26 protein-coding genes are annotated in these 26,172 nt (G+C 51.7%); 23 read left to right on the top strand and 3 right to left on the bottom strand.

Annotated features, from left to right (window positions below; genetic code table 11):
* Positions 1-23 precede the first annotated feature (23 nt).
* From C7W93_RS18770 to C7W93_RS18715, 12 genes are all read left to right on the top strand, one after another.
* Entirely contained in the window at positions 24-368 is a 345-nt protein-coding gene (locus C7W93_RS18770; protein ID WP_108441771.1) for an ATP synthase subunit I, read from the top strand.
* Positions 365-1,192 carry a F0F1 ATP synthase subunit A gene (gene atpB / locus C7W93_RS18765; protein ID WP_108441770.1) on the top strand — a complete coding sequence of 276 codons (828 nt, stop codon included), beginning with the start codon at positions 365-367 and terminating at the stop codon, positions 1,190-1,192. Before C7W93_RS18770 ends, atpB begins: the two co-directional genes overlap by 4 nt.
* Before the next feature lie 133 nt (positions 1,193-1,325).
* Positions 1,326-1,571 carry a F0F1 ATP synthase subunit C gene (gene atpE, locus C7W93_RS18760; protein WP_038494309.1) on the top strand — a complete coding sequence of 82 codons (246 nt, stop codon included), beginning with the start codon at positions 1,326-1,328 and terminating at the stop codon, positions 1,569-1,571.
* 72 nt (positions 1,572-1,643) lie between these two features.
* Positions 1,644-2,114: a F0F1 ATP synthase subunit B gene (locus C7W93_RS18755; RefSeq protein ID WP_108441769.1), complete on the top strand. Its 471-nt coding sequence runs from the start codon at positions 1,644-1,646 to the stop codon at positions 2,112-2,114.
* Positions 2,115-2,116: 2 nt separating this feature from the next.
* Entirely contained in the window at positions 2,117-2,650 is a 534-nt protein-coding gene (locus C7W93_RS18750) for a F0F1 ATP synthase subunit delta (RefSeq protein ID WP_108441768.1), read from the top strand.
* 97 nt (positions 2,651-2,747) lie between these two features.
* On the top strand, positions 2,748-4,289 hold the full coding sequence (gene atpA / locus C7W93_RS18745; RefSeq protein ID WP_108441767.1) for a F0F1 ATP synthase subunit alpha: 1,542 nt from the start codon (positions 2,748-2,750) through the stop codon (positions 4,287-4,289).
* Between the two features lie 29 nt (positions 4,290-4,318).
* Entirely contained in the window at positions 4,319-5,194 is an 876-nt protein-coding gene (gene atpG / locus C7W93_RS18740; protein ID WP_108441766.1) for a F0F1 ATP synthase subunit gamma, read from the top strand.
* Between the two features lie 67 nt (positions 5,195-5,261).
* Positions 5,262-6,662, top strand: coding sequence for a F0F1 ATP synthase subunit beta (atpD, locus tag C7W93_RS18735; protein WP_108441765.1), 1,401 nt, complete (start codon positions 5,262-5,264; stop codon positions 6,660-6,662).
* 125 nt (positions 6,663-6,787) lie between these two features.
* Complete coding sequence (locus C7W93_RS18730) at positions 6,788-7,213, top strand: F0F1 ATP synthase subunit epsilon (protein ID WP_108441764.1); 426 nt, start codon at positions 6,788-6,790, stop codon at positions 7,211-7,213.
* 129 nt (positions 7,214-7,342) lie between these two features.
* Complete coding sequence (locus C7W93_RS18725) at positions 7,343-7,783, top strand: CoA-binding protein (protein ID WP_108441763.1); 441 nt, start codon at positions 7,343-7,345, stop codon at positions 7,781-7,783.
* A gap of 193 nt (positions 7,784-7,976) precedes the next feature.
* Positions 7,977-8,783: a polyphosphate kinase 2 family protein gene (locus C7W93_RS18720; RefSeq protein WP_108441762.1), complete on the top strand. Its 807-nt coding sequence runs from the start codon at positions 7,977-7,979 to the stop codon at positions 8,781-8,783.
* A 24-nt stretch (positions 8,784-8,807) separates the two neighbouring features.
* The gene (locus C7W93_RS18715) at positions 8,808-9,641 is read left to right on the top strand and encodes an SGNH/GDSL hydrolase family protein (RefSeq protein ID WP_225869934.1); all 834 of its coding nucleotides are present in this window, start codon (positions 8,808-8,810) and stop codon (positions 9,639-9,641) included.
* A 58-nt stretch (positions 9,642-9,699) separates the two neighbouring features.
* Here C7W93_RS18715 and C7W93_RS18710 read toward each other — a convergent pair whose 3' ends face one another.
* Together C7W93_RS18710 and C7W93_RS18705 are read right to left on the bottom strand one after the other, a co-directional pair.
* On the bottom strand, positions 9,700-10,485 hold the full coding sequence (locus C7W93_RS18710; protein ID WP_108441760.1) for a transporter substrate-binding domain-containing protein: 786 nt from the start codon (positions 10,483-10,485) through the stop codon (positions 9,700-9,702).
* A 166-nt stretch (positions 10,486-10,651) separates the two neighbouring features.
* Positions 10,652-12,214: a PLP-dependent aminotransferase family protein gene (locus tag C7W93_RS18705; RefSeq protein ID WP_108441759.1), complete on the bottom strand. Its 1,563-nt coding sequence runs from the start codon at positions 12,212-12,214 to the stop codon at positions 10,652-10,654.
* A 174-nt stretch (positions 12,215-12,388) separates the two neighbouring features.
* Between C7W93_RS18705 and C7W93_RS18700 the strand changes: the two genes are divergently transcribed.
* The 3 genes from C7W93_RS18700 to C7W93_RS18690 all read left to right on the top strand — a co-directional run bounded on the left by C7W93_RS18700 (position 12,389) and on the right by C7W93_RS18690 (position 16,682).
* Positions 12,389-13,702 carry a 4-aminobutyrate--2-oxoglutarate transaminase gene (locus C7W93_RS18700; RefSeq protein WP_225869933.1) on the top strand — a complete coding sequence of 438 codons (1,314 nt, stop codon included), beginning with the start codon at positions 12,389-12,391 and terminating at the stop codon, positions 13,700-13,702.
* Between the two features lie 37 nt (positions 13,703-13,739).
* On the top strand, positions 13,740-15,194 hold the full coding sequence (gabD, locus tag C7W93_RS18695; RefSeq protein ID WP_108441758.1) for an NADP-dependent succinate-semialdehyde dehydrogenase: 1,455 nt from the start codon (positions 13,740-13,742) through the stop codon (positions 15,192-15,194).
* A gap of 318 nt (positions 15,195-15,512) precedes the next feature.
* Positions 15,513-16,682, top strand: a complete 1,170-nt coding sequence (locus C7W93_RS18690; RefSeq protein WP_108442216.1) for an MFS transporter — start codon at positions 15,513-15,515, stop codon at positions 16,680-16,682.
* 121 nt (positions 16,683-16,803) lie between these two features.
* On the opposite strand, the gene C7W93_RS18685 is transcribed toward C7W93_RS18690, so the two are convergent.
* On the bottom strand, positions 16,804-17,694 hold the full coding sequence (locus C7W93_RS18685; RefSeq protein ID WP_108441757.1) for a LysR substrate-binding domain-containing protein: 891 nt from the start codon (positions 17,692-17,694) through the stop codon (positions 16,804-16,806).
* Between the two features lie 534 nt (positions 17,695-18,228).
* Here C7W93_RS18685 and C7W93_RS18680 point away from each other — a divergent pair.
* From C7W93_RS18680 to C7W93_RS18645, 8 genes are read left to right on the top strand one after another with little or no spacing between them, the layout of a single operon-like run.
* The gene (locus tag C7W93_RS18680; protein ID WP_108441756.1) at positions 18,229-19,356 is read left to right on the top strand and encodes an extracellular solute-binding protein; all 1,128 of its coding nucleotides are present in this window, start codon (positions 18,229-18,231) and stop codon (positions 19,354-19,356) included.
* Positions 19,357-19,361: 5 nt separating this feature from the next.
* A complete protein-coding gene (locus C7W93_RS18675; RefSeq protein ID WP_225869932.1) occupies positions 19,362-20,219 on the top strand; it encodes an ABC transporter permease in 858 nt (285 codons plus the stop codon).
* A complete protein-coding gene (locus C7W93_RS18670; protein ID WP_108441754.1) occupies positions 20,216-21,067 on the top strand; it encodes an ABC transporter permease in 852 nt (283 codons plus the stop codon). Before C7W93_RS18675 ends, C7W93_RS18670 begins: the two co-directional genes overlap by 4 nt.
* A gap of 51 nt (positions 21,068-21,118) precedes the next feature.
* Positions 21,119-22,222: an ABC transporter ATP-binding protein gene (locus C7W93_RS18665; protein WP_108441753.1), complete on the top strand. Its 1,104-nt coding sequence runs from the start codon at positions 21,119-21,121 to the stop codon at positions 22,220-22,222.
* A 55-nt stretch (positions 22,223-22,277) separates the two neighbouring features.
* Positions 22,278-23,093, top strand: a complete 816-nt coding sequence (locus tag C7W93_RS18660) for a transporter substrate-binding domain-containing protein (RefSeq protein ID WP_108441752.1) — start codon at positions 22,278-22,280, stop codon at positions 23,091-23,093.
* A gap of 48 nt (positions 23,094-23,141) precedes the next feature.
* A complete protein-coding gene (locus C7W93_RS18655; protein WP_108441751.1) occupies positions 23,142-23,810 on the top strand; it encodes an amino acid ABC transporter permease in 669 nt (222 codons plus the stop codon).
* Positions 23,807-24,463: an amino acid ABC transporter permease gene (locus C7W93_RS18650; RefSeq protein WP_108441750.1), complete on the top strand. Its 657-nt coding sequence runs from the start codon at positions 23,807-23,809 to the stop codon at positions 24,461-24,463. Before C7W93_RS18655 ends, C7W93_RS18650 begins: the two co-directional genes overlap by 4 nt.
* A 7-nt stretch (positions 24,464-24,470) precedes the next feature.
* Entirely contained in the window at positions 24,471-26,165 is a 1,695-nt protein-coding gene (locus tag C7W93_RS18645; RefSeq protein WP_108441749.1) for a 5-guanidino-2-oxopentanoate decarboxylase, read from the top strand.
* Positions 26,166-26,172: the final 7 nt, after the last annotated feature.

The raw sequence follows: 26,172 nt of genomic DNA, 5'->3' as shown, positions 1-26,172 counted from the left end.
GTTCTGCACAATTTAGGATCAGTATGTTGCGTATTGTGCTCTTGCAATTTATCGTCACAGTCGTTGTTGCAGGTGTGGCAGGGCTATTGGGTGGGATGTCGGGATTTATTTCCGCACTGCTCGGTGGCATGTGTTGTGCAGTGCCGAATGGTTTATTTGCACTGCGCCTTTTTTTCAGCGCGCGCAAACCTGGCGGCGCGAACCCGATATCGTTTTTTATCGGTGAGTTTATCAAAATTGCTACGACGGTTGCGCTCTTGGGCGCAGTTGTATGGTTGTACCACGGTGTCAATTGGCTGGCTTTTGTCGTCAGCTTTATCGTGGTGCTGAAAAGTTACTTTATCTTACTATTTAGACGCCAATCATGACTGCAGCTGTTCTCGACGCACCTCTTACGCCCTCCGAATATATTGTCCATCACCTTGGACATCTTGCGACGAGTCACCAATCTAAAATTGTTGATTTTTCCGTCATCAATATCGATACCGTTTTCTGGTCAGTGTTTGCCGGTGTACTCGGTTGCTTGCTGATGTATGTGGCAGCACGTGGCGCGACCGCTGGCGTACCAGGCCGTTTTCAGGCTTTCGTCGAGATGATGGTCGAGATGGTCGAAAACCAGTCTAAAGAAATCGTTCATGGCGACCGCAGCTTCATCGCGCCGCTTGCACTGACAGTTTTTGTGTGGGTTGCCCTGATGAACTCGCTCGATTTCCTGCCGGTTGATATGTTCTCAAGCTTCTTCAAGCTGGTTGGACTGGATGGCATCATTTCGCATCACCGCGCTGTACCGACTGCCGACTTGAACGGCACGATGGGAATTGCCTTGGGTGTGCTAGTCCTGATGCTGTTTTATAGCGTCAAGATCAAAGGCGTAGGCGGCTTTGTGCATGAATTGTTGGCGGCGCCTTTCGGTATCTGGCTGGCCCCTTTCAATCTGTTATTGAATCTTATCGAATTCGCTGCAAAAACCGTATCGTTGGGAATGCGACTGTTCGGCAATATGTACGCCGGTGAGTTGTTGTTCCTGTTGATTGCATTGCTGGGTTCTGCCGCCACCACATTTGGTTTCGTCGGACACGTGATTGCTGGTTCGATCTGGGCGATTTTCCACATCTTAATCGTGTTGCTGCAAGCATTCATTTTCATGATGTTGACCCTTGTCTACATCGGTCAGGCGCACGAAAAACATTAAGATGCGGGGATAACATGCCGCCTCGGACAATCAGTGTCAGGCGCTCTGAGCGGCACTCCCGGCAGTAGTAGGTTTTTGTGGTTTATTTTTTTGATTTGCCTTTTGTATTAACTTTAACTTTGAAGGAATTGTCATGACGGATCTCTCTTTTGTTGCTTTGGCTTGTGGTTTGATTATTGGTTTGGGCGCAATCGGTGCTTGTATCGGTATCGCTATCATGGGCGGTAAATACCTTGAGGCATCCGCACGCCAACCAGAACTGATGAACACTTTGCAAACTAAAATGTTCTTGCTGGCTGGTTTGATCGACGCTGCGTTCCTGATCGGTGTTGGTATCGCCATGTTGTTCGCTTTCGCAAATCCATTCGTACCTAAGTAATTCGGGCAGCATAGCCGATTCTCATTTTGCTGAAATTATTTCAGCACACGTTATTCTGAGAAGGAAATTACCGTGAACTTAAATGCAACATTGTTTGCGCAGTTCGTGGTCTTCTTTATCCTCGCCGGCTTCACGATGAAATTCGTGTGGCCGCCGTTGATGAAAGCGCTCGATGAGCGTACCAAGAAGATTGCGGACGGCCTGGCAGCCGCTGATCGCGGCAAGGCAGATCTGGCAGCCTCTGAAAAGCGGGTACAGGCAGAAATGGCATCAGCGCGCGACGAAGGTCAAAAGCGTATTGGCGAGGCTGAAAAGCGCGCTCAGCTGATTATTGATGACGCCAAAAAAACGGCCTCTGAAGAAGCAGCACGTATCGTTAGCAATGCTAAAGCGGATGCAGATCAGCAAGTAACTAAAGCACGCGAAGGTTTGCGCGATGAAGTTGTTACTCTGGCTGTTAAAGGCGCAGAACAGATTCTGAAGCGCGAAGTCAACGCAGCGGCCCACGCCGATTTGTTGAACCAACTGAAAACAGAGCTGTAATCATGGCTGAAATCGCAACGATTGCCCGCCCTTACGCAGATGCGCTGTTCCGTGTAGCCAAGTCGCAAGATTTGGTTGCATGGTCTGGTTTGATCAATGAGATGGCACAAGTTGCTGCTCATCGAGATGTTCAGGCATTGGCGCAAAATCCCGCAGTGACACATCAGCAGGTTGCTGACATCTTTCTTGCGCTGTTGAAATCACCGTTGACTGACGAAGCCAAAAACTTTGTCAACACGCTGGTTGCAAATGGTCGTTTGATCGCCTTGCCAGAAATCGCTGAGCAATTCCATGTGCTGAAAAATGCCCAGGAAGGTGCCGCCGATGTTGAAATCACCAGTGCTTTTGAGTTATCTGATGCACAAGTGCAAGAACTGCTGGTCACGTTGGAAAAGAAATTCGGCCGCAAGCTCAACCCTGCTGTCAAAGTCGACAGTGCGCTAATTGGTGGAGTGCGTGTGATAGTTGGCGACGAAGTGCTGGACACATCGGTACGCGCCAAGCTGCAACAGTTACATGTTGCGCTGGCAGCTTAATTAGCACCAGCAGCCGCATCGAAACTTTAACAACTGCATCGAATTGCGTGGCCCGAGTCCTTAGCGTAAGCCAAAGAGAAAAATTTTAGGAGTTAGTATGCAACTCAACGCGTCTGAAATCAGCGAACTGATCAAGAGCCGGATTCAAGGCCTTGGCGATACCGCTGAGATTCGTAATCAAGGCACGGTTATCTCCGTGTCCGATGGTATCTGCCGTATCCATGGTCTGTCTGACGTGATGCAAGGTGAGATGCTGGAATTCCCAGGTAATACATTCGGTCTGGCACTGAATCTGGAACGCGACTCAGTCGGTTCTGTGATTTTGGGTGACTTCGAGCACATCTCGGAAGGCGACATAGTCAAATGTACTGGTCGTATTCTGGAAGTGCCTATCGGTCCTGAACTGCGCGGTCGTGTTGTAAATGCGCTGGGTCAGCCGATCGATGGTAAAGGTCCAATCAACGCCAAGTTGACAGCACCGATCGAAAAAATCGCACCAGGCGTTATTGCACGTCAATCGGTTTCCGAGCCGATGCAAACCGGTATCAAGTCAATTGACTCGATGGTTCCAATCGGTCGCGGTCAACGCGAACTGATCATTGGCGATCGTCAAACTGGTAAGACTGCTGTAGCGATTGATGCGATCATCAATCAAAAAGGCCAAAACGTTACATGTATCTATGTTGCGATTGGTCAAAAAGCATCGTCGATCAAAAACATCGTGCGTTCGCTTGAAGCGCATGGCGCGATGGAATACACCATTGTTGTTGCTGCTTCTGCTTCCGAGTCGGCTGCGATGCAATTCGTATCGCCATACTCCGGTTGCGCGATGGGCGAATACTTCCGTGACCGCGGTGAAGATGCACTGATCGTCTACGATGATTTGTCTAAGCAAGCTGTTGCGTACCGTCAGGTATCGTTGCTGCTGCGTCGTCCACCAGGTCGTGAAGCTTACCCTGGCGATGTGTTCTACCTCCACAGCCGTTTGCTTGAACGTGCAGCACGCGTTAATCCAGCCTACGTTGAGGCTTTCACCAAAGGTGAAGTCAAGGGTAAGACTGGTTCATTGACCGCATTGCCGATCATTGAAACACAAGCTGGTGACGTTTCTGCTTTCGTTCCAACTAACGTTATTTCAATCACTGACGGCCAGATCTTCCTGGAAACGTCGCTGTTTAACGCTGGTATTCGTCCTGCGATTAACGCTGGTATTTCGGTATCGCGCGTTGGTGGTGCTGCTCAGACTAAAGTCATCAAGAATTTGTCCGGCGGTATCCGTACCGACTTGGCACAGTATCGTGAATTGGCTGCGTTTGCGCAGTTTGCTTCCGATCTGGATGCAGCAACCCGTAAGCAGCTCGATCGTGGCGCACGCGTTACTGAATTGTTGAAGCAAGCACAATACTCACCATTGCCGATCTCGTTGATGGCAGTGACATTGTTCGCGGTCAACAAGGGTTTCATGGATGATATTGAAGTGAAAAAAATGCTGCCATTTGAAGCGGCTTTGCATGATTTCATGAAAACCAGCCACGCACCGTTGTTGAAAAAGATCGAAGAAACCAAGCAACTAGACAAAGATGCTGAAGCTGCATTGTCTGCTGCAGTTGCTGATTTCAAAAAATCCGACGCGTATTAATTCTCTGGGGCTATAAGGAGTAACAACTCATGGCTACAGGCAAAGAGATACGCGGCAAGATCAAGAGCGTAGAAAATACGAAGAAGATCACCAAGGCGATGGAAATGGTCGCAGCCTCCAAAATGCGCAAAGCGCAAGACCGGATGCTGGCGGCTCGTCCCTACAGTGAAAAGATTCGGCATATCGCGTCTAACTTGTCGCAAGCGAATCCGGAATACACGCATCCGTTCATGACCAAGCAGGACAACGCGAAGACCGTTGGTTTCATTGTTGTCACAACCGACAAAGGTTTGTGCGGCGGGATGAATACCAATTCCTTGCGTCTGGTCACCAGCAAGATGCGTGAGCTGGAAGCAGCTGGGAATCAAATTCAAGCAGTTGCAATTGGTAATAAGGGCCTGGGTTTTCTGAACCGGGTCGGCGCTAAAGTTATTTCGCACGTTGTGCAACTCGGCGATACGCCCCATCTGGACAAGTTGATTGGCCCGGTGAAAGTATTGTTGGATGCATACGAAGAAGGTCGTCTGGACGCGGTATACCTCGTGTACACCAAATTCATCAACACCATGAGACAAGAGCCGACGTTGCAGCAATTGCTGCCACTGACCAGCGACCGTCTTGAGGCTGACGATAATGGTGGCCATCCGTGGGATTATATTTATGAACCGGATGTGCAAAGCGTTATCGATGATCTGTTATTGCGCTACGTCGAAACACTGATTTATCAGGCTGTTGCGGAAAACATGGCGTCTGAGCAATCAGCGCGGATGGTCGCAATGAAGTCTGCAAGCGACAATGCTGGGAACGTGATTGGCGAGTTAAAGTTGGTCTACAACAAAACTCGTCAGGCTGCGATTACGAAGGAATTGTCGGAAATCGTTTCCGGTGCGGCTGCGATAGCTTAAGCGCGCTCAACGACCATAACGCGTAAGCGTTCAACTGAATTTAATTTTATATATTGAAGGAACGAAAATGGCTGATGGCAAAATCGTTCAGTGTATCGGCGCTGTTGTGGACGTTGAATTTCCACGTGACGCGATGCCTAAGATTTACGACGCGTTGAAGATGGACGGCTCGGAACTGACTTTGGAAGTACAACAGCAATTAGGCGACGGTATCGTTCGTACGATTGCACTGGGTACTTCCGACGGTCTGCGTCGCGGCATGATGATCAAGAATACCGGCAAGCCAATCATGGTTCCTACCGGTAAAGCAACACTTGGTCGCATCATGGACGTATTGGGTAATCCAATCGACGAATGCGGTCCTGTAAGCCACGAAACTACTGCATCTATTCACCGTAAAGCACCTGCGTACGACGATTTGTCGCCATCGCAGGAATTGCTGGAAACAGGTATCAAGGTTATTGACTTGGTTTGCCCGTTTGCCAAAGGTGGTAAGGTCGGTCTGTTCGGTGGTGCGGGTGTTGGTAAGACCGTCAACATGATGGAATTGATTAACAACATCGCTAAAGCGCACAGCGGTTTGTCCGTGTTCGCCGGTGTTGGTGAGCGTACTCGTGAAGGTAATGACTTCTATCACGAAATGGCTGATGCAAAAGTGGTTGATCTGGAAAATCCAGAAAATTCCAAAGTTGCAATGGTCTATGGTCAGATGAATGAACCGCCGGGTAACCGTTTGCGCGTTGCATTGACTGGTCTGACAATCGCTGAAGGTTTCCGTGACGAAGGTAAAGACGTGTTGTTCTTCGTCGATAACATCTATCGTTACACATTGGCCGGTACAGAAGTATCCGCGTTGCTGGGTCGTATGCCTTCCGCTGTGGGTTATCAACCTACATTGGCTGAAGAAATGGGCCGTCTGCAAGAGCGTATTACATCGACTAAAACTGGTTCGATCACATCGATCCAAGCCGTTTATGTTCCTGCCGATGACTTGACCGATCCTTCGCCAGCAACAACGTTTGCGCATTTGGACTCCACCGTCGTGTTGTCGCGTGATATCGCTTCTCTGGGTATCTATCCAGCGGTCGATCCACTGGACTCAACTTCACGTCAGCTAGATCCTTTAGTCGTCGGTCAAGAGCACTACGAGACAGCGCGCGCTGTTCAGGGTATCTTGCAGCGCTACAAAGAATTGCGCGACATTATTGCGATTCTGGGTATGGACGAATTGGCCCCGGAAGACAAGTTGCTGGTAGCACGCGCACGTAAAATGCAGCGTTTCCTGTCACAGCCTTTCCACGTTGCTGAAGTGTTTACCGGTTCACCAGGTAAATACGTTTCGCTAAAAGATACGATCAAGGGCTTCAAAATGATCGCTAGCGGCGAACTCGATCACCTGCCAGAACAAGCGTTCTACATGGTTGGTACTATCGAAGAAGCAATCGAAAAAGCCAAGAAAATCAATTAAAACATAGCGATGCCGATTGCGTCCCTACGGCGCGGACACCGACGATTACGGTCAGTGTCCGCGCAGTTGAAGCGCAGAAGGTAATGTTATCAATAATTGATCGATGGGATAAATAAGGGTCTAACATGGCAAACACTATTCACGTAGACGTGGTTTCGGCGGAAGAATTAATTTTCTCCGGCGAAGCTGAATTCGTCGCGTTGCCGGGTGAGTCGGGCGAGTTGGGGATTTATCCTCGTCATACGCCATTGATCACGCGCATCAAGCCGGGCGCAGTACGCATCAAGGTGCCAGGTCAGGCGCATGAAGAATTTGTGTTCGTGGCCGGTGGCTTGCTGGAAGTGCAGCCGGATAACGTGACTATTCTGGCCGACACAGCGATCCGCGGTGCCGATTTGGATGAAGCGAAAGCGACTGAAGCAAAGCGTATGGCAGAAGATGCGTTAACCAATCAGGAATCGAAAATTGATTACGCAAAAGCACAGGCAGAATTGTCTGCGGCGATTGCGCAGTTAGCAGCAATCCATAAATTGCGTTCAAAAGGCCGGTAATTGGCATTTTGCTAGCATTTTGGAAAAGTGATATTGTCCTGATTGGGCGATGAAAAAAGCAGCTTCGGCTGCTTTTTTTCGTTTACGCATAAGCTTTTGTTCGTGCATCAATTGAATAGGAAATCCCTCATGCCATCCGTCTCTCCCACGCCAAATCAAACCGCTGAGCCTATTATCGCTATCGTCGGTTTATCCGTGAAACCCGACCGTCCAAGTTATGGTGTTGCGCGTTATATGCAAGAACATGGCTACCGGATTATCCCGGTTAATCCTATGTATGCGGGCACTCACATACTCGGAGAGTTATGCTACAAAGACCTTTATGAGGCTGCGAAGGCTTTGGCTGCCGACAATCTGAAAATCGCTATCGTTGATTGCTTCCGCAAAACAAACGATATTCCGCCTATCGTAGGGGAGGCCATTATGATCAGTGCCAGCTGTGTCTGGATGCAATTGGGGATCGTCAATCAGGATGCGGCAGATAAAGCCATCAAAGCCGGTTTGTCGGTTGTGATGGATCGCTGTATCAAGATTGAGCACGCCTTGGGCAATCTACACGGGGTGCTGTAATTTGCTTTGGTTGATGCGGTTATTCAGCTTTGTTACAAATCGTTGATCAAGCGAGTAGTCGGCTGCGCTAAAATCGATGACTATTGCGGTAGAGGAATAGTGCCTTTGTGTAATATTCTGCCCTGAAAATTAGCGCAAGATACACGTTATTTGTCCATGCAATACGCCATGATTGCACTACGAGGAGCAGCCTATGTCAGCACAGAGTGAATTTCGTGCGAGCAAGAAAACTAAAATCAAAGATGCAGATGCTAGTAAAAAGCCGCTATCGAGTGACGACAAGGAAAAAGATAAAGCCAAGGTAATCGCGCTGGCGAATGAAATTGGCTTGCAACAAGAGATGTTTTACGCAGGGCAGCGGCACAAATTGCTAGTGGTATTGCAGGGCATTGATACCAGCGGCAAGGACGGTACGGTAAAAGGTGTATTTGGCGGCGTTAATCCGCAGGGCATTAATGTCGTCAGCTTCAAGGCGCCGACCGCGATTGAAAAAGCCCATGATTATTTGTGGCGCATCCATCAACAAGTGCCGCAAGCCGGTGAAATTGCCGTGTTCAATCGCAGTCACTATGAAGATGTGCTGATAACGCGCGTGCATGACTGGATTGATGAGGACGAATGTAAGCGGCGTTACGCCCAGATTTGCGATTTTGAACGTATGTTGGCCGAGACCGGAACGACTATTATTAAATGTTTGCTGCACATCTCGAAGGATGAACAAGCTAGTCGTCTGCAAGCACGCATCGACGATCCCGCAAAGAATTGGAAGTTTGACCCGCAGGATCTGGAGGAGCGCAAAAGTTGGGATGCCTATCAGGACCAATTCTCTAACGCGATTCAGGCAACCGACGCAGATTACGCGCCATGGTATGTGATTCCGGCCAACTCCAAGACCCATCGTAATTTGGCGATCGCCAGCATCGTTCTGGAAACGTTGCAAGCGTTGAAATTGACGCCACCACCAGCTAATCCAGCATTAGCGAAACTTAAAATAAGCTAAATGGGCGATTCGAGGAGAAAGCGCGTGCGTCGATGGTTACCGGAGCTGGCAGCATTGCCGTTACTGCCGTGGCTGATTATGCAGGGGCTTCGCACGCGCAGAATAACGCCGCGCTTGCCGGAAGCTGTTGGGCCGAATACTGGCGTCGCCCAACCGCCGGTGGCGAATAACGATCTTTCGCAAGCGCAGCAACCGATATTGCAGTTGCTGACGATTGGCGAATCGCCGGTAGCAGGCGTTGGCGTCGCGACGCATTACGAGGCGATTACCGGCCAGTTTGCGACGGCGCTGGCAAGTCGGTTAGGACGCCCGGTTGCCTGGCAGGCAGTAGGAAAAAACGGGGCAACGTTGCACACCGCGATCAAAACTCTTCTTCCCCACATCACAGAAAAGATAGCGCCGCAGCATGTCGATGTCGTGTTGATTGCCTTTGGCGTCAATGACAGTACGGCGTTTCGATCGCGTCGTCGCTACGCCAATGAATTGAAATATTTGTTGCGACAATTGCAACAACATCTGTCGCCGCGCTTGATAGTGGTGGCAGGGGTGCCACCGCTGCACGTATTTCCGGCTCTGCCGCAACCGTTGCGCTATGTGCTTGGTCTTAAAGCGCAGGAGCTGGATGGCGTGGCAGCAAAGGTCGTGGCAGATTTATCGCATCAAATGCATATCACCCGCGTTCCAACGCTGAAAAACATGACTGATCCTGCTTTTATGGCGTCGGATGGCTATCATCCGTCGGCCATCGGTGCAGCGGTGTGGGGACGCCAGCTGGCAACGGCCGTGGCGCCCCAGTTAAAATATCGCAAGCCTAAGGTTTTGCCGACGGAGACGGATACATCGATGGATGCGTTTTAATGCGACACATCTCTGCGGCGGCAATTGTTTGAGCCAGCTGTGCAAGTTCGCAATCTTCTTATTTTAGCCAGTGATTCGAGATTTGATCGTAGTCGCCGGTTGCCTTTAACTGATGCATCCAGGTATCGACGAACTCTTTAAACGGAACGTCGCCGCGTGGCAGCATGAACGCTTTTTCGGCAAATTGCAGCGGCTTGTCAGGATTGATCGGGCACAGCTCCGAATGCAATTTTGACTGCCATAGTGTTTCACTGGCATCGGTCACCATGATGTCGGCTTTTCCCGCGACGATTTGATCGAAAATAGTGACGTTATCCGGATAAGCAATCAATTGGGCTTGTTTGAAGTGGGTCTTGGCAAACCGCTCATTGGTGCCGCCAGGATTAACGATTGCGCGGGTGGTCGGAACATCAATGGCTGCCAGTGATTGAAATTTCGCCACATCAGCGCAGCGCGCAATAGCTGATTTGCCGTCCACCATGTGCGGCGCAGAAAATGAAACTTTTTTCTGGCGATCAAAAGTGACAGAAACCCCACCCATCGCGATATCGCATTTTTCCAAAAAATCATTCGTCAGAGTAGACCAACTGGTTTTGACAAATTGCGCCTGCACGCCAATAGCCTTGGCTAACGATTGCGCCAGATCAACATCGATTCCCTCAAACGTTTGATCAGCTTTATAGAATGTAAACGGTTTGTAATCGCCGGTCGTGCAGACCCGCAATTTGCCCGACTGGATAATTTGATCCAGACGTGAGGGCGGCGCGTCAGCAGCAGCGATTGCTGCGCCGGAAAGAAAAATGGCTGCGACGCCAGCAAATGTACAGAAAAACAGTTTTTTCACAAAGTCTCCGATGATGTTGATCTTGATTTTTATAGGGTGGACTGATGATAACTAAAATGCTTCAGAAATAGGCTGCAAAATATAAGACGTAAGACGTAAGACGTAAGACTTTTTACCGCGTTGCTGAATAACAAGCATAAAGTAAGCTGAAAATTCCTGATGCCAATCACGCCAGAAAATCATGCCAGTGACGCTTAATAATGACCGCCAGTTTATCGAAGGCAGGCCGAATCTGATCGTTCGGAACGCAGGCATAACCAAGTAGCAAGCCATTGCGAGCGTTGTCAGCATCCATGTAATAGCGCGATAACGGCCGCACGGCGATACCAATCGCAAGCGCCGCCTGGCTGATCGCCACATCATCGGAATGCTGCGGCAAGCCAAGCGCCAGATGCAAACCAGCCTCGCCGCCGCTCAGTGTGATGCGATCTCCGAAGTGGTCCCGGATAGCTGCCTGCAACAGTTGCAGACGTTCTGCATATAAAATGCGCATCCGTCGGATATGCGCGGCAAAATGGCCTTCAGTCATAAAATCCGCCATGATCGCCTGAATAAATACTTGCGTGCCGCGATACAGCTCGGATACGCCCGTCGCAAATGCTGTCGCCAGCGCCTCTGGCACGACCATAAAACCGATGCGCATACTCGGAAACATAGTCTTGCTAAAAGTCCCCATGTAGAGCACACGGTTATGCGTATCCATCCCTTGCAGCGCGGCCAATGGCCGGCTGTCGTAGCGGAATTCGCTGTCATAATCATCTTCGATAATCCAGACTTTGCGACTCGCCGCGTACTCTAGCAGCGTGCGGCGTCGCGACAGACTCATCACCATTCCTAAGGGGTATTGATGCGATGGCGTGGTGCAGATAAAGCGCGGCGGTTGCGGCAGATCGGCCAGTTGCATGCACATCCCTTCGGCGTCTACCGGGATCGGGACGGCTTTCACGCCGAGCGAATTCAGCACGCTGCGGGTGCCCCAGTAACAAGGATCCTCGACCCACGCACGATCGCCATGTTCGCCTAGCAATTTCACCACGATATCCAGCGACTGATGCACGCCGGTGGTAATAATCACCTGATTGGCATTGCAATTAACCGAGCGCGCAATACGCAGATATTCGGCCACCGCCTCGCGCAAAGGCATATACCCGCCCGCATTGCCATAGGTTAGTAATTCCGGCTGCGCGCGTCGCCAATGCTTATTTTGCAGGCGGCTCCATATTTTGTTCGGAAATAGCGTGATATCTGGTACGCCCGGCATGAAAGCGCCCCATTGCAAATCGCTGGCACCTGCCTGCTGAATCAATTGCGCGCCGAGCGCCGAAAGTTCGGATTGCTCGCTTGCGTCGGTTAAAGGCGATGCGATTAAGCGTCCCGCCGGAAGAAGATCTGGCGTGGTATCGGCGACAAACGTGCCAGCGCCTGAGCGCGTTTCCAGATAGCCTTCGGCGATCAATTGCTCGTAGGCGTAGGTCACAGTATTGCGCGATAGCGCGAGCTCTCGCGCAAGATCGCGTGATGACGGTAGCTGTAATCCGGACGGCAACAAGTGCGTCAGAATGGCTTCGCGGATGAGTTGATAGATCTGGCGATTCAAGGGGACGTTGGCAGCGGTTTTGACGCCATTGTCGGATGTGGATTTTGTTGCAGACGACGCTGTTGACAGCGTCGTATCAGGACGACGCTCGATGCGCATCAGCAGAAATTCGGACAGAGAAGCGATGCGCAAAGTGGCTCCATTAGAAAATTCAAAGTGGCACTATATTATAGGTCCACGACGGCCTTAGTATGCGTTATCGCTACTGCCGCAAAATGGCTAAAAACGGCGCCCTATTTGCCGCCTTTGGAGCAGTTTTGCGAAAGTCCCAGCCACTGCCAATAACAACTACTTAATGGAGTTCCCATGAAAAACGATGGTCACAATGCCACCGCAATGCCGGTTACCAATGCCCAACTACATGAGCGCAAAAACGCCGCCACGCCACGCGGCGTCGGCGTTATGTGCGATTTTTATGCCTCGCACGCGTTAAATTCAGAAATATGGGACGTTGAAAACCGTCGTTTTATCGATTTCGCCGCCGGTATTGCCGTCTTGAACACCGGTCATCGCCATCCTAAATTGATTGCCGCAATTCAGGAACAATTGGGTAAATTTACCCATACCGCCTATCAAATCGTCCCCTATGAAAGCTACGTCACGTTGGCCGAACGCATCAATGCGATAACGCCCGGCACGCATGCCAAGAAAACCGCCTTCTTTTCGACCGGCGCAGAAGCGGTAGAAAACGCCGTTAAAATTGCCCGCGCCGCCACCGGCCGTACTGCGGTGATCGCTTTCTCTGGCGCGTTTCATGGCCGTACGATGATGGGCATGGCGCTGACGGGAAAAGTGGTCCCATACAAAGTCGGTTTTGGGCCTTTCCCAAGCGAGATTTATCACGTCCCGTTCCCGATTGAACTGCACGGCGTAACGACCGAAGATTCGCTGGCGGCATTGCAAATGTTGTTCAAGGCCGACGTTGATCCTAAACGTGTGGCCGCCATCATTCTAGAGCCAGTGCAAGGCGAGGGTGGCTTTTATGCCGCGCCGCTCGACTTCATGCAAGCGCTGCGCAAGCTCTGCGACGAATTGGGCATTTTATTGATCGTCGACGAAGTGCAAACCGGCTTCGCCCGCACCGGCAAACTATTTGCCATTGAGCATTACGACGTTGTTCCCGATTTGATGACGATGGCCAAAAGTCTGGCTGGCGGCATGCCTTTATCGGCAGTTTGTGGCCGTGCTGACATCATGGATGCGGCAGCGCCCGGCGGCCTCGGCGGAACCTATGCGGGTAATCCGCTAGCGGTGGCGTCGGCATTAGCCGTGCTGGATGTGATTGAAGAAGAGCAATTGATCGCCCGCGCCAATGTACTAGGCCAAAAATTGAAGCAGCGACTGGAAAAAATCCGCGCAGAAATCCCCCAAATTGCGGATATTCGCGGCTTTGGCGCGATGGTCGCGGTGGAGTTCATGCAAGCGGGAACCAAGATGCCCGACGCGGATTTCACCAAGCGCGTACAAGCCGAAGCCCTAAAAAATGGCTTGCTATTGCTGAGCTGCGGTGTTTACAGTAACGCTATTCGTTTTCTGTATCCGTTGACCATCCCGGACACGGTGATGGACGAAGCGCTGGATATCCTTGATGCCGCACTACGCAGCGCGGCTGCCGCCTGACATGCCCGTGTCCGCACATTCAAATTTGGAGTTCCTTATGTTGCAATTGAAAGACGCCTCTTTATTTCGCCAGCAAGCTTATATCGATGGCGCATGGTGCGACGCCGATAGCGGCGCGACGCATCCAGTCACCAATCCGGCGACTGGCGCGACGATCGGCACCGTGCCGCTAATGGGCGCAGCAGAAACCAGACGCGCGATTGTCGCCGCCGATGTCGCCTGGAAATCCTGGCGTCGCAAGACTGCGAAAGAGCGCAGCATCATCTTGCGTAAATGGAATGATCTGATGCTAGAAAACGCCGATGATCTGGCGTTGATCATGACCACCGAACAAGGCAAACCGCTGGCTGAAGCCAAGGGCGAAATCACCTACGCCGCCTCGTTCATTGAATGGTTTGCTGAAGAGGGTAAACGGGCCGGTGGCGATACGATTCCATCGCCCTCGCCGAACAATCGGATTGTTGTCATCAAAGAGCCAATTGGCGTGTGCGCGGCGATCACGCCCTGGAATTTCCCGGCGGCGATGATTACCCGTAAGGCTGGGCCAGCGCTGGCGGCGGGTTGTCCGATGGTGCTGAAACCAGCGGAATCGACTCCGTTTTCGGCATTGGCGCTGGCAGTTCTGGCAGAGCGCGCAGGCATCCCGGCTGGGGTGTTTAGCGTGGTTACCGGCGCGGCGCGAGAAATTGGCGGCGAAATGACGCGTAATCCGATCGTGCGTAAATTGACCTTTACTGGCTCGACTGGTGTTGGGCGATTGTTGATGGAGCAATGCGCGGCGACGGTTAAAAAGTTGTCGTTGGAATTAGGCGGCAATGCGCCGTTTATCGTGTTTGACGATGCTGATTTGGATGCTGCGGTGGAGGGGGCAATGGCTTCCAAATATCGGAATGCCGGGCAAACCTGCGTTTGTGCTAATCGGTTGTATGTGCAAGATGGTGTTTATGATGCGTTTGCGCAAAAGCTGGTTGCGGCGGTGGGTAAATTGAAAGTGGGCGACGGCCAGCAAGAAGGCGTGACGCAGGGACCATTGATTGATCAGAAAGCGGTTGAAAAAGTCGAGCAGCATATTGCGGATGCGCTCAGCAAGGGCGCGCGGGTGTTGGTGGGCGGTAAGCGGCATGCTTTAGGGCAGAGTTTTTTTGAGCCGACGGTTTTGGCGGACGTGACCTCGGATATGGTGGTTGCGCGTGAAGAGACCTTTGGACCGATGGCACCGTTGTTTCGATTTAAGACTGATGATGAAGTGATTGCGCTGGCTAACGATACCGAATTTGGACTTGCCAGCTATTTTTATTCACGGGATATCGGGCGTATTTGGCGTGTGGCTGAGGCGCTTGAGAGTGGGATGGTGGGGATTAACACTGGTTTGATCTCGAATGAAGTTGCGCCGTTTGGAGGAGTTAAGCAATCGGGGTTGGGACGGGAAGGGTCGAAATATGGGATTGAGGATTATCAGGTGATTAAATATTTGTGCATGGGGGGGATTTGAGTTTGGTTTGAGTGTTGTTTGTTGGTTCACAACATGGGTGTGCTCCGTGGAGGCAAGCCGGGGGCGGCCCGCCAGCCGGTCACTTTTTCTTGGGTTACTTTCTTTTGGCGGGGGCGCCGAGCTGAAGCAAAAGAAAGTGGCTGGCTGTCGGCCCCCGCGACAAAGCATCAACGGAGCACCAACCGTGTCATAAACAACACCCGAACGCCCCCCTAAGCAAAAACCATCCCTCATTGTTATAATCACGCCTTACACCATTTTCCTGGCGTGCTTTCGGTGGCTGCAATCGCACCCCGTTTCCTGATCGATCCTCACATGATGTCCTTACCTTTATTTGCCCTCGCCGTTGCCGCTTTTGGTATCGGCACGACCGAATTCGTCATCATGGGTCTGTTACCCAACGTAGCCCGAGACCTCGGCGTGACGATTCCCGCGGCCGGAATGCTAGTAACCGGCTACGCGCTAGGCGTCACAATCGGTGCCCCTATTATCGCCATTGTTACCGCTAACATGCCGCGCCGAAACGCATTGCTCAGTTTGATGGGATTGTTTATTGTCGGCAACGTCCTCTGCGCACTGTCTCCCAATTACGCCGTTCTGATGGTCGCGCGTGTCGTCACTGCGTTCTGTCACGGCGCATTCTTCGGCATCGGTTCAGTGGTAGCAGCAGGACTGGTCCCACCAAACCGTCGGGCGCAGGCGATTGCCCTGATGTTTGGCGGATTGACGCTGGCGAATGTATTGGGCGTCCCTTTCGGCACCGCCTTAGGCCAATTGCTCGGCTGGCGTTCAACCTTCTGGGCCGTCACTGTCATCGGCGTGTTGGCCGTGATTGCACTGGCACTCTGGCTGCCAAAACAAATCGTGATGCAAAAGACTAGCCTGTTGCAAGAATTTCGGGTGCTGGCCGATCGTCAGGTATTGATGGTGCTGGCGATCAGTGCGCTGGCATCCGCCAGTTTATTTTCCGTCTTTACCTACATCACACCGATATTGGAAGACGTCACAGGACTGACTCCGCACGCCGTTACGTTGGTATTACTAGTATTTGGCGTGGGCCTGACAGTCGGTAGTGCAGTAGGCGGTAAATTGGCGGATTGGCGCTTGCTGCCGTCGCTGATTGGCTTTCTGGTCGCGCTGGCAATTGTGCTAACGGTATTTACGCTAACGATGCATACACCGGTCGCGGCAGTGGTCACGATTTTCATCTGGGGTGTGGTGGCATTCGCTGTCGTGCCGCCATTGCAGACGTTGGTGGTGGACCGCGCCAGCGCCGCCCCCAATCTGGCGGCGACGCTGAATCAGGGCGCGTTCAATCTCGGCAATGCGACTGGTGCGTGGGTTGGCGGTATCGCCATCGGCGCGGGCTTTCAATTAACCGTGTTGCCTTATCTTGGCCTGGTGATGGTATTAATGGCGTTGGGCCTGACGCTGTGGTCAGCATCAATGGGACGCGCCAACGGCATGGCAATGACGACGGGTGAATAGCGCTAAATCTAAGCTATTGCGATTCAGTTAATACAGATAAAACACCGGCCTGAAGTGTCGAAATCTTGCTTAACTGAATCGTATTTGGAGGCAGATGGCGACGTCATTTTTCAAAGAAATATTACTGCGACCAATGCGCATCAGCGCCGCAATACTGACTAATCCAAGTCCGGAAAATCGTCACTTTTTCTTGATTCGCGACGCTTTCCGGATATACAAAATAATAGCTCTCGCCGGGCATGATGCAGTCGAATGGTTTGACCAGACGCTGCATTTCCAAATCATCACTGGCGAGCATGCAATCGCCAATCGCCATCCCAAATCCCTGCGCCGCAGCATTCACGGCCAGATCGAGCGTGTCAAAACTTTGACCACTGCTGGCATCGACATTTTCCACTCCCGCATGGCGTAACCACATCTCCCAATCCCGATGATCGCGAGTGGGGTGCAGCAAGGTCTGGTGCGCTAAATCCTGCGGTTGCAGCGCCGGCTTATCCTTCAGCATTGAAGGCGCGCACATCGGCGTCAGCTGCTCGGTAAATAACAACAACGAATGGGTTTCCTTGCCAGCTGGTGCGCCGTACACAATCGCTGCGTCAAACGACTCGCGTTGAAAATCTACGTTGTGCTGCAGGGCGGTCGTTACTTGTAATTGAATATCCGGGAATTCAGCCTGGAACGACATAATTTTCGGGTAAATCCAGCGCATCACACAGGTCGGCACTTTTAACGCCAGATCGGTACGTTGACGCGTCAAGCGATTCGAAATTTCTTCTAGACGCGAAAAACATTCTCGCACCGTCGGCAGTAATGCCTCGCCATCGCCTGTCAATGTCAGACCGCGTGCATGGCGCGAAAACAGCGGAAATCCGAAGTACTCCTCAAGCATCAATATCTGGCGGCTGACCGCACCTTGGGTCAGGCACAGATACTCCGCCGCGCGCGTAATGTTTTGATGACGGGCGACGGTTTCGAATACTTGTAATGCATTAAGAGGTGGTAATTTGCGCATCAGTGGCTCCAAGTCGACCCATCAGCAATTTGCATGGATTGCATGATTATATTTCGATTGTCAGTCGTTCGGCTAACGATAAGAATGAGCATCATAAAAGCGTGCGATGTTACCCGTAGTCATAACGGGAACAGACGACACATACATAACTATTTCCTCCTATATATGAGAGAGACAAGATGCGAGACACATCTAACCGGCCTTGGGCGACTGGCCATCCCCACCTTGCCTGCACCACTGGCAGCGACGCCAACATCCTACTATCCGCCTCCTTGCTATCAGAAGTAAAGCTGAGGAATGAGCACGCGGGTTTGTTTCGTTCGCCCATTAGTGAGAAATCATCCGACATTAGTTTTTATCATCTTAGACATCAGAAAAACTAATGCCTTTAGCTTTAATCAGGCACACCTTTTGCATGTGCTTGCAGCGTCTTACTCGTGCCATTACGGCACATTTAAAGGCTAATTAGTTTTAGGTCCAAAAGAACATCCGGTTATTTTACGCAGTGTTTACTTAATGCAGCAGGAGCCAGCCATGCAAAATACGAATATCGAATTAGATAAAAGCCCATCGCCAGAAAATGTTAAGCGACGCCAAATCATTAAAACAATTGGTGCAACAATCGTCGCATCCACCATCGCCGCACCATTTGTGAACGTGCGTGCACAAGAAAAGAACTTCAACGGCAAAACCTTACGTTTTCTGACTTGGTCGGACGATACGGGTTTAGCTGCCTTGCGTAATATTGCGGCAAGTTTCTCAGCAAAAACCGGCGCTAAAATCGTTGCTGACCGTGCCGATGGGACTTCTGGCATGGTCGCCAAACTAAAGGCTGCTGGCAACAAGCCGCAATATGATGTGATTACGCTGGCGGGGGTCGGCGCTTACGGTTTGGGCGATGCCGGGTTGTTGATGCAACCGGATCTGGCACGCTTGCCAAACCTGAAAGATGTGCCAGAGCAATATCGCAGTGGTGCGAATGGCTTTGGTGTCGGTTACCTGCTATGGACGGACGGCTTGATCTATAACACCAAGACGATGAAGGCCGCGCCAACCACGCATGAGGCGCTGTGGGACGCCAAATATAGCGGTCGTATTTTCTTGCCACCGCCAAGCTGGGTCGAGGCAGTCGATCTGGCGATTATTGCCGCACAAATGTCCGGCGGTTCGCAAAAAAATATCGCTCCAGGATTTCAGAAGCTGGCGCAATTAAAGGACCGTATTCTGATGTTGGGTGAAAATCCGAATCAGGTTGCTGAGTTGTTCCGGACGGGTGCTTTGGATTTGGGTGGGATTTATTCACCAGCGTTCTTTCCTGCCGCCATCAAAAAACCGGAATACAACATGGGGGTTACTTATGACATGAAAGAAGGTTTTGCGGCGCAGTTAATGTACACGGTGATCCCTAAATCGCATCCCGGCGATTTAGATTTGATCCATGCTTTTATCAACCATTCGCTCGATCCGTTGGTACAAGGAAAAATGGCGGCCGATGTACTGAATGGCCCGGTCAACTCGAAGGCGATCGTTTCGGCTGACGGTAGTCGCTTCGTCCCAAGTGCGCGTCATATTGCCGACAAAGCTCTGGTCCATGATGACAAAGCGTTGGCCTTGGTACAGAGCGAATGGGTGCGTCGCTATACCGAAATGTTTTCGGCGTAAGCGCGATGTTGGCACGCAACTCCTCCACCCGCGCATGGTTGTTGTTGCTGCCAGTAATGCTATTTTTAGCAGTACTGGCAGCGGCGGCACTGGCCGTATTGCGCATGAGCGTCGGCACTAATGGCGATGAATGGCATGGGTTTTCACTCACCAGCTATGCCGATCTGATCAAGCCGTATTACGTCAAATCGGCTCTGCTAACCATGCGACTGGCATTTCAGAGCACCGTCTTCGCCGTCTTGCTGGCGATTCCGGTCGCCATTGCGATGGCCCGCGCTAAATCCAAATTAGCACAGCGATTATTGTTGACGGGGGTGTTGCTGCCGCTGCTAGTCAATTTACTGCTGCAAAGCTACGGCTGGCTGATTATTCTTGGCCCTGCCGGTGTGCTCAATAATACCTTGCTGTCACTTGGCATCGTGCAGCGGCCGATTCAATGGCTGTACCGCGAAAACGGCGTGTTGCTGGGCTTAATCCAGACCGCCTTTCCCTTAGCAGTGTTACCGATGGCGAGCGCCATGAAGGCGGTGTCTGGCACCTATGAAGAAGCCGCCGCCACGCTAGGCGCAAATCGCTGGCAAATCATGCGTCATATTCTGCTACCGATGGCAATGCCGGGCATTCTCTCGGGCGCATTACTCGTATTCGCTTATAACGCCAGCGCCTTTGCGGTGCCGTTGCTGCTGGGCGGTCGTCGCGTGAATATGCTGGCAGTGCTGGTGCGCGATCAGATTGCGCCTTTGTTGAACTGGTCCGGCGCGTCGGCAAGTGGGATTGCATTGATGGTGGCGACGCTGGCCGTGATGGCGGTATCGCAAAAGTTGGTCCAGCGTTCACAGCGCATCGTCGGGAGCGCATCATGAAAGCACTATCATTTAGTCACCGTCCGCGGATTTTGCCCGGTCAGCTAACTCGCATGACCGGCTGGCTGGCAGGCGCTGTTTTACTGCTGGCGGCCATGCCGATTATCACCATGATTGTGATGTCTTTCAGCGCCTCGGATACGCTGGCGTTTCCGCCTTCCGGTTATAGCCTGCAATGGTATCGCTCCGCGTGGCAGACGTTTGTTTCGCCGGAAAGTAGCGATGTTTTATCGATGGGACAGGCGCTGGGCACTAGCCTGATGGTGGCGGTCACGACCATGTTTATCGCCGCCGCAATTTCGATTCCTGCCGCTTATGCGTTGCATCGTTTCGATTTCCCTGGGAAAAGCATTGTCGAGCAATTTATCGCGCTGCCAATGGTGTATCCGTTGGTGATGCTGGGGATTTCACTGCTGCTGGTATTTAACTATTTACCGGTGGAGCTTGGCTTGTTTCGGCTGGTGATCGCGCATGTAATTCTGGCGTTGCCTTTTGCTGTTAAAAACTGCTCTGCATCGATTGCCGGGATAGGGCCGGAATACGAAGAAGCTGCTTTTCTGATGGGCGCTAGTCCGTTGCGGGCGATGATTGACGTGGTCTTGCCGCAAATGCGTCCGGGGATATTGGCCGGGATGTTATTTGCATTTATCGTGTCCTTTAACGAATTCACTGTGACGTTTTTCTTGTATGACATCAACAGCATGACGTTGCCGGTCTGGTTATATAGCCGCACCGTATCTTCGTTAGACCCAACCGTGTTTTCGTTTGCGGTGTTTATCGTGTTGATTGACTTTATCCTAATCTGGTTACTGGAAAAACTGGTCGGCGATGAGGGTGTATCGCTATAAATATCTTCCTTAATATTCGCTTTAACCAAAAATACAGTACGGAGAACGGCCATGAGCAACAGTTTAGTCATTGAAAATATATGCAAAGAATTTGGCACCGGGGCGGGCGTCACGCAAGTCGTCAAAAATATCAATTTGACGATTCCTGAAGGAAAAATGGTCTGCTTTCTGGGGCCGTCAGGGTGTGGAAAAACAACCTTGCTGCGTATGATTGCCGGCTTGGAAATACCCACAAGCGGACGCATGCGCATGGCCGATCGCGATTTGACCGATGTGCCTGCCTGCGAACGTGATTTCGGCATGGTATTTCAGTCGCTGGCGTTGTTTCCGCACATGACGGTAGCGGCGAATATTGCATACCCACTGAAATTGCGCGGCGTTGACAAGGCAGGACAGGCAAAACGCGTCAGTGAATTGTTGCAGTTGATTCAGTTGCAGCACATGACCAATCGCCCGGTTGCGCAGTTGTCCGGCGGTCAGCGGCAACGGGTCGCAATCGCAAGAGCGCTGGCGTCGGCACCAAAATTATTGCTGCTGGATGAGCCGTTATCGGCGTTGGATGCCAAACTCCGCGAAGCGATGCAGGTCGAAATCAGGCAACTGCAACAACGGTTAGGCATCACAGCGATCATGGTCACCCACGATCAGCGCGAGGCGATGACGATGGCCGATGTGATCGTGGTCATGGAGCATGGTCGGATTGCGCAAATCGGCACACCGCTGGAAGTGTATCGGAATCCTGTCAATGAATTCGTGGCAGATTTTATCGGTTTGGGAAATATTCTGGAGGCGCAACCAAGCGGGCTGAATTGCGTTCAATTGGCAGGCGGTCAGCAGATTCAGATACAGAGTACGGATAAGCCTACGCGCAGTTTCGCGTTAGGACAGGAAATCCGTTTATTGATACGTCCCGAAGATGTTTGTCTGCAAATGGATCAAGAAAACCGTGCGACAGAAAACTGCATTGCGGGCGAGGTGTCGTTTATCCGGGATGTTGGTTCGTCGCTCGAAGCGACGATTAATTGCAGCGGTTTCGAATTGACAATTGCTGCCAGCCCACGTGATGTGCCAGGATTAATGCTGGGGATGTCGGTGGTGGCGCGACTGCCGCCGCAATCCTGCAAATTGATCGATGCCACGCCCCGTTTGCAATAAATTATTTATATCATTTATATTAATTTTTCCGCAATTTACCTAAAAGGACTTTGACATGTTCATCTTACCTAGCACCATCATCACCATCGGTCGCCGTTTATCCAAAGTCAGTGGCGCGTTATTGCTGTGTGCAGGCATGTTGCACGCAGCGCCAAGTCAAGCCGATGTGATTAACAATATTGCCAAATCCGGAACGGTAAAAATCGGCGTGTTTATGGATTACCCGCCGTTCGGCTCGATAGGCCCGGATATGAAACCGCTTGGTTATGACATCGATATGGCGGCGATTCTTGGCAAGGCGTTGAATGCCAAAGTGGAGTTGGTCCAGGTTACCGGCGATAACCGTATGGCGTATCTGGCCGGACGTAAAGTTGATTTATTGCTGTCGGTGGGACAAACACCCGAGCGTGAGAAAGTGATCGATTTTTCGGATGCCTATGCGCCCTATTATCTAGCGGTGTTTGGCGGCAAAAAAATATCCGTTAAAGCCGACGCCGATCTGGCGGGAAAAACGATTTCCGTGGCGCGCGGGACATTAGAAGATTTGAGTATCACTAAAGTCGCGCCAGCCACCGCTACCGTGAAACGCTTTGATGATCCGAATGGCGCGATCTCCGCCTTCCTCTCCGGACAGGTGCAGTTGATGGTGGTTGGTAACGATGTCGGGGCAACAATTATGGCGAAAAATCCCAACGCCAGTCTTGAGCAAAAATTTCAACTTTTTAGCTCGCCGGATCATGTTGGACAAAATAAAAACGAGCCGCGATTGATGAAAAAAGTCAACGATGCGATTGGTCAGGCTAAGAAAGATGGCAGCCTCGATAAAATTTCCAGAAAGTGGTTGCGGGTGCCGCTGCCAACGGATTTATAAGCACGGATTGTTGCGCCATTCGGTGACGACATCAGCACGGAGACCATCATGGGTTATGTATTAGATTTCAGCGGCATACAGCCGTATGCGGGCATGCTTCTGAAGGGGATCGCGATCACGCTTGGCTTGACCGCAATCTCCACCGTGCTGGGTGCGTTAATCGGTATTGGCGGGGCTGCATTGCAATGGATGGGCGGAAAATGGAGCCGCGCCGCTATTGCCAGCTATGTAGAGTTGATCCGGAATACGCCCTTTATCGTGCAATTGTTTTTTGTGTTTTTCGGCCTGCCAAGTCTGGGTATCCAGATATCTGAAATGCAAGCGGCGGTGTTGGCGATGACGATTAATCTTGGCGCATACACCATTGAAATTGTGCGGGCCGGGATCGAAGCTGTGGCGCACGGGCAGTATCAGGCGGCGCTGGCGATTGGCTTGACGCGACGGCAGGCATTTCGCGCAATTGTATTGCCGCAAGCGATCGCTACAGTGTTTCCGGCGCTGGCTTGTCAGGTATTGATTGTGATGCTGGGTTCGGCGGTGGTGTCACAGATTTCGGTGACAGATCTGACCTATGCCGCAAATTATATTCAATCGCGCAATTTCCGCTCTTTCGAAATTTACTTAGTCATCACCGCGATCTATCTGGTGCTGGCGATTGTATTGCGCCGCCTGATGAATTGGATGGCGCGCGGGCTTTTTGCAGGACGGGTGCGATGAACGAATTTACTTTGTGGGATATGGGCAGCAATCTGATGTTGGCTGCACGCTGGACGGTGTTGTTGTCGCTAATTGCGTTTGTTGGCGGTGGCGTGCTGGGTCTGGCGCTGTTGGTGTTGCGCATTTCTGGCAACAAATGGTTCGAGAAAGCAATCGAATGGTATATCGAGATTTTTCAGGGAACACCGTTGCTGATGCAGCTATTTATGGTGTTTTTCGGCTTGCCGTTGCTGGGCATCGACGTGTCACCCTGGCTTGCGGCCAGTGTCACCCTGACCCTCTATACCAGCGCTTATCTGGTTGAAATCTGGGGTGGTTGCGTTAGTGCGATTTCACGCGGGCAATGGAATGCCGGGGCCAGTCTGGGCATGACCAAAGTACAGCAACTACAGCACATCGTTTTGCCGCAGGCATTTCGGATTGCGATTGCGCCGACGGTCGGCTTTCTGGTGCAAGTGATTAAAAGTACCGCGCTGACATCCATTATCGGCCTGATTGAACTGACTAAAACCGGCAATATGCTGACCAATTCGACGTTCCGTCCTTTCCCTATTTACGGCATGGTGGCGTTGTTGTATTTCGCCATGTGCTTCCCTTTAACCTGGTATGCACGCGTGCTGGAACAGCGGCATCGGAATAACTCTACACGTTGAAAACAAAATGAATCTTCTCGAAAATCTGCGTTTTGATAGTCCCAAAGTAGCTTCTACGGCACCCGTTGCATCGCCTTCTGGCGTTACTTGTGGCGAAGTGCTGGTGAAATTACTTGAAAACTATGGCGTCAAGCTGGTGTTTGGGATACCCGGTGTGCATACGGTAGAACTGTATCGCGGCCTTGCCACGTCTACCTTGCGGCATGTGACGCCGCGCCATGAGCAAGGCGCGGGCTTTATGGCAGATGGCTATGCCCGTGTCACCGGCAAACCTGGTGTGTGTTTCATTATCACCGGTCCCGGCATGACGAATATCGCGACGGCGATGGCGCAGGCGTATGCCGACTCGATCCCGATGTTAGTAATTTCTAGTGTGAATGCGCGGCATCAATTGGGTAATGGCAATGGAAATTTGCATGAACTGCCATCCCAGCGCAACGTGTTTGCAGGCTTTACTGCTTTTTCTCATACGTTGATGTGCGCCGAGGATTTGCCGCAGGTATTGGCGCGTGCGTTCGCGGTGTTCGATAGTGCCCGGCCGCGGCCGGTGCATATCGAAATTCCACTGGATGTGATCGTCGCGCCAGCCGGGCATCTTTCGATGGCGCTGCCGATGCGTTTGTCGCGTCCGGGGCCGAATCAGCAAGACATAGTGCAAGCGGCAGCGCTGTTGGCGCATGCGCGGCGGCCAGTAATCCTGGCCGGTGGCGGAGCAGTGGAGGCGGGGGCTGAATTGAGGCAATTGGCGGAGCGTTTGCAAGCGCCGACAGCGTTGACGATTAATGCCAAAGGGTTGCTGCCAGCGCAGCATCCATTGTTGCTTGGTTCTACGCAATCGCTTGCCGTGACGCGGGCGTTAATTCAGGATGCCGACGTGATTTTGGCGATCGGGACGGAGTTGGGCGAAACCGACTATGACACGTTCTTCGATGGGGGTTTTCAGATTGCTGGCAAGCTGATCCGGGTGGATATTGATGCGCAACAATGCACCCGCAATTATCCGCCGTCGATTGCATTGATATCGGATGCGCGTGCGGCGCTTACGGGTTTACTACAAGCCGGCGCGTTGACGACAGCGCCTGCAAATACGGAACCAGATTGGGGCGCGGCGCGAGTAGCCGCCGTGCGTCAAAAAATTGACGCAGATCTGGATGGCCCGACACGCATGCAGCAGCAGTTTTTGCAGACTGTAGCGACGACGTTGCCGGATGCGGTGTATGTCGGCGACTCAACCCAACCGGTCTACACAGGCAACCTTACTTTCGATGCCAGCACGCCGCGTTGCTGGTTTAACTCTTCCACTGGTTATGGCACGCTTGGCTATGCGTTGCCCGCATCTGTCGGTGCAAAATTGGGGGCAGGACGGACGCCGGTTATTTGCTTGATTGGCGATGGCGGCTTGCAATTTACACTGCCAGAACTGGCCAGCGCGGTAGAGGCTAACGTGCCGGTGATTGTTTTATTGTGGAATAATTTTGGTTATGGCGAGATCAAAAAGTATATGGAAAATCGGGATATTACTCCCGTTGGCGTCGATATTTACACGCCCGATTTCATCGCAATTGCACGCGGTTTTGGGTGCCATGCCACGCATGCCGCCAATCATGCCGAGTTGATCGATGCATTGCAATTGGCAGTCTGCGCCAAGGTCCCAACGGTGATTGAGATTTTGGAATCTGAATGGTTGCAGCAAGAAGTCTGATGTAAAA

Origin of the sequence: Glaciimonas sp. PCH181 (assembly GCF_003056055.1) — a bacterium.
GTDB lineage: Bacteria > Pseudomonadota > Gammaproteobacteria > Burkholderiales > Burkholderiaceae_D > Glaciimonas.
The sequence above is the reverse complement of the archived record's forward strand: the minus strand, read 5'-3'. Positions and strand labels throughout refer to the sequence as shown.

Excerpts from the sequence above, each read along its gene's own strand:
- C7W93_RS18645 (WP_108441749.1), top strand. The coding sequence starts at position 24,471 with ATGAATCTTCTCGAAAATCTGCGTTTTGATAGTCCCAAAGTAGCTTCT.
- atpD (WP_108441765.1), top strand. The coding sequence starts at position 5,262 with ATGGCTGATGGCAAAATCGTTCAGTGTATCGGCGCTGTTGTGGACGTT.
- C7W93_RS18770 (WP_108441771.1), top strand. The coding sequence starts at position 24 with ATGTTGCGTATTGTGCTCTTGCAATTTATCGTCACAGTCGTTGTTGCA.
- C7W93_RS18750 (WP_108441768.1), top strand. The coding sequence starts at position 2,117 with ATGGCTGAAATCGCAACGATTGCCCGCCCTTACGCAGATGCGCTGTTC.
- C7W93_RS18725 (WP_108441763.1), top strand. The coding sequence starts at position 7,343 with ATGCCATCCGTCTCTCCCACGCCAAATCAAACCGCTGAGCCTATTATC.
- gabD (WP_108441758.1), top strand. The coding sequence starts at position 13,740 with ATGTTGCAATTGAAAGACGCCTCTTTATTTCGCCAGCAAGCTTATATC.
- C7W93_RS18665 (WP_108441753.1), top strand. The coding sequence starts at position 21,119 with ATGAGCAACAGTTTAGTCATTGAAAATATATGCAAAGAATTTGGCACC.
- C7W93_RS18700 (WP_225869933.1), top strand. The coding sequence starts at position 12,389 with ATGAAAAACGATGGTCACAATGCCACCGCAATGCCGGTTACCAATGCC.
- C7W93_RS18720 (WP_108441762.1), top strand. The coding sequence starts at position 7,977 with ATGTCAGCACAGAGTGAATTTCGTGCGAGCAAGAAAACTAAAATCAAA.
- C7W93_RS18655 (WP_108441751.1), top strand. The coding sequence starts at position 23,142 with ATGGGTTATGTATTAGATTTCAGCGGCATACAGCCGTATGCGGGCATG.
- C7W93_RS18690 (WP_108442216.1), top strand. The coding sequence starts at position 15,513 with ATGTCCTTACCTTTATTTGCCCTCGCCGTTGCCGCTTTTGGTATCGGC.
- C7W93_RS18675 (WP_225869932.1), top strand. The coding sequence starts at position 19,362 with ATGTTGGCACGCAACTCCTCCACCCGCGCATGGTTGTTGTTGCTGCCA.
- C7W93_RS18730 (WP_108441764.1), top strand. The coding sequence starts at position 6,788 with ATGGCAAACACTATTCACGTAGACGTGGTTTCGGCGGAAGAATTAATT.
- C7W93_RS18680 (WP_108441756.1), top strand. The coding sequence starts at position 18,229 with ATGCAAAATACGAATATCGAATTAGATAAAAGCCCATCGCCAGAAAAT.
- C7W93_RS18660 (WP_108441752.1), top strand. The coding sequence starts at position 22,278 with ATGTTCATCTTACCTAGCACCATCATCACCATCGGTCGCCGTTTATCC.
- C7W93_RS18685 (WP_108441757.1), bottom strand. The coding sequence starts at position 17,694 with ATGCGCAAATTACCACCTCTTAATGCATTACAAGTATTCGAAACCGTC.
- atpE (WP_038494309.1), top strand. The coding sequence starts at position 1,326 with ATGACGGATCTCTCTTTTGTTGCTTTGGCTTGTGGTTTGATTATTGGT.
- atpB (WP_108441770.1), top strand. The coding sequence starts at position 365 with ATGACTGCAGCTGTTCTCGACGCACCTCTTACGCCCTCCGAATATATT.
- C7W93_RS18670 (WP_108441754.1), top strand. The coding sequence starts at position 20,216 with ATGAAAGCACTATCATTTAGTCACCGTCCGCGGATTTTGCCCGGTCAG.
- C7W93_RS18650 (WP_108441750.1), top strand. The coding sequence starts at position 23,807 with ATGAACGAATTTACTTTGTGGGATATGGGCAGCAATCTGATGTTGGCT.
- atpG (WP_108441766.1), top strand. The coding sequence starts at position 4,319 with ATGGCTACAGGCAAAGAGATACGCGGCAAGATCAAGAGCGTAGAAAAT.
- atpA (WP_108441767.1), top strand. The coding sequence starts at position 2,748 with ATGCAACTCAACGCGTCTGAAATCAGCGAACTGATCAAGAGCCGGATT.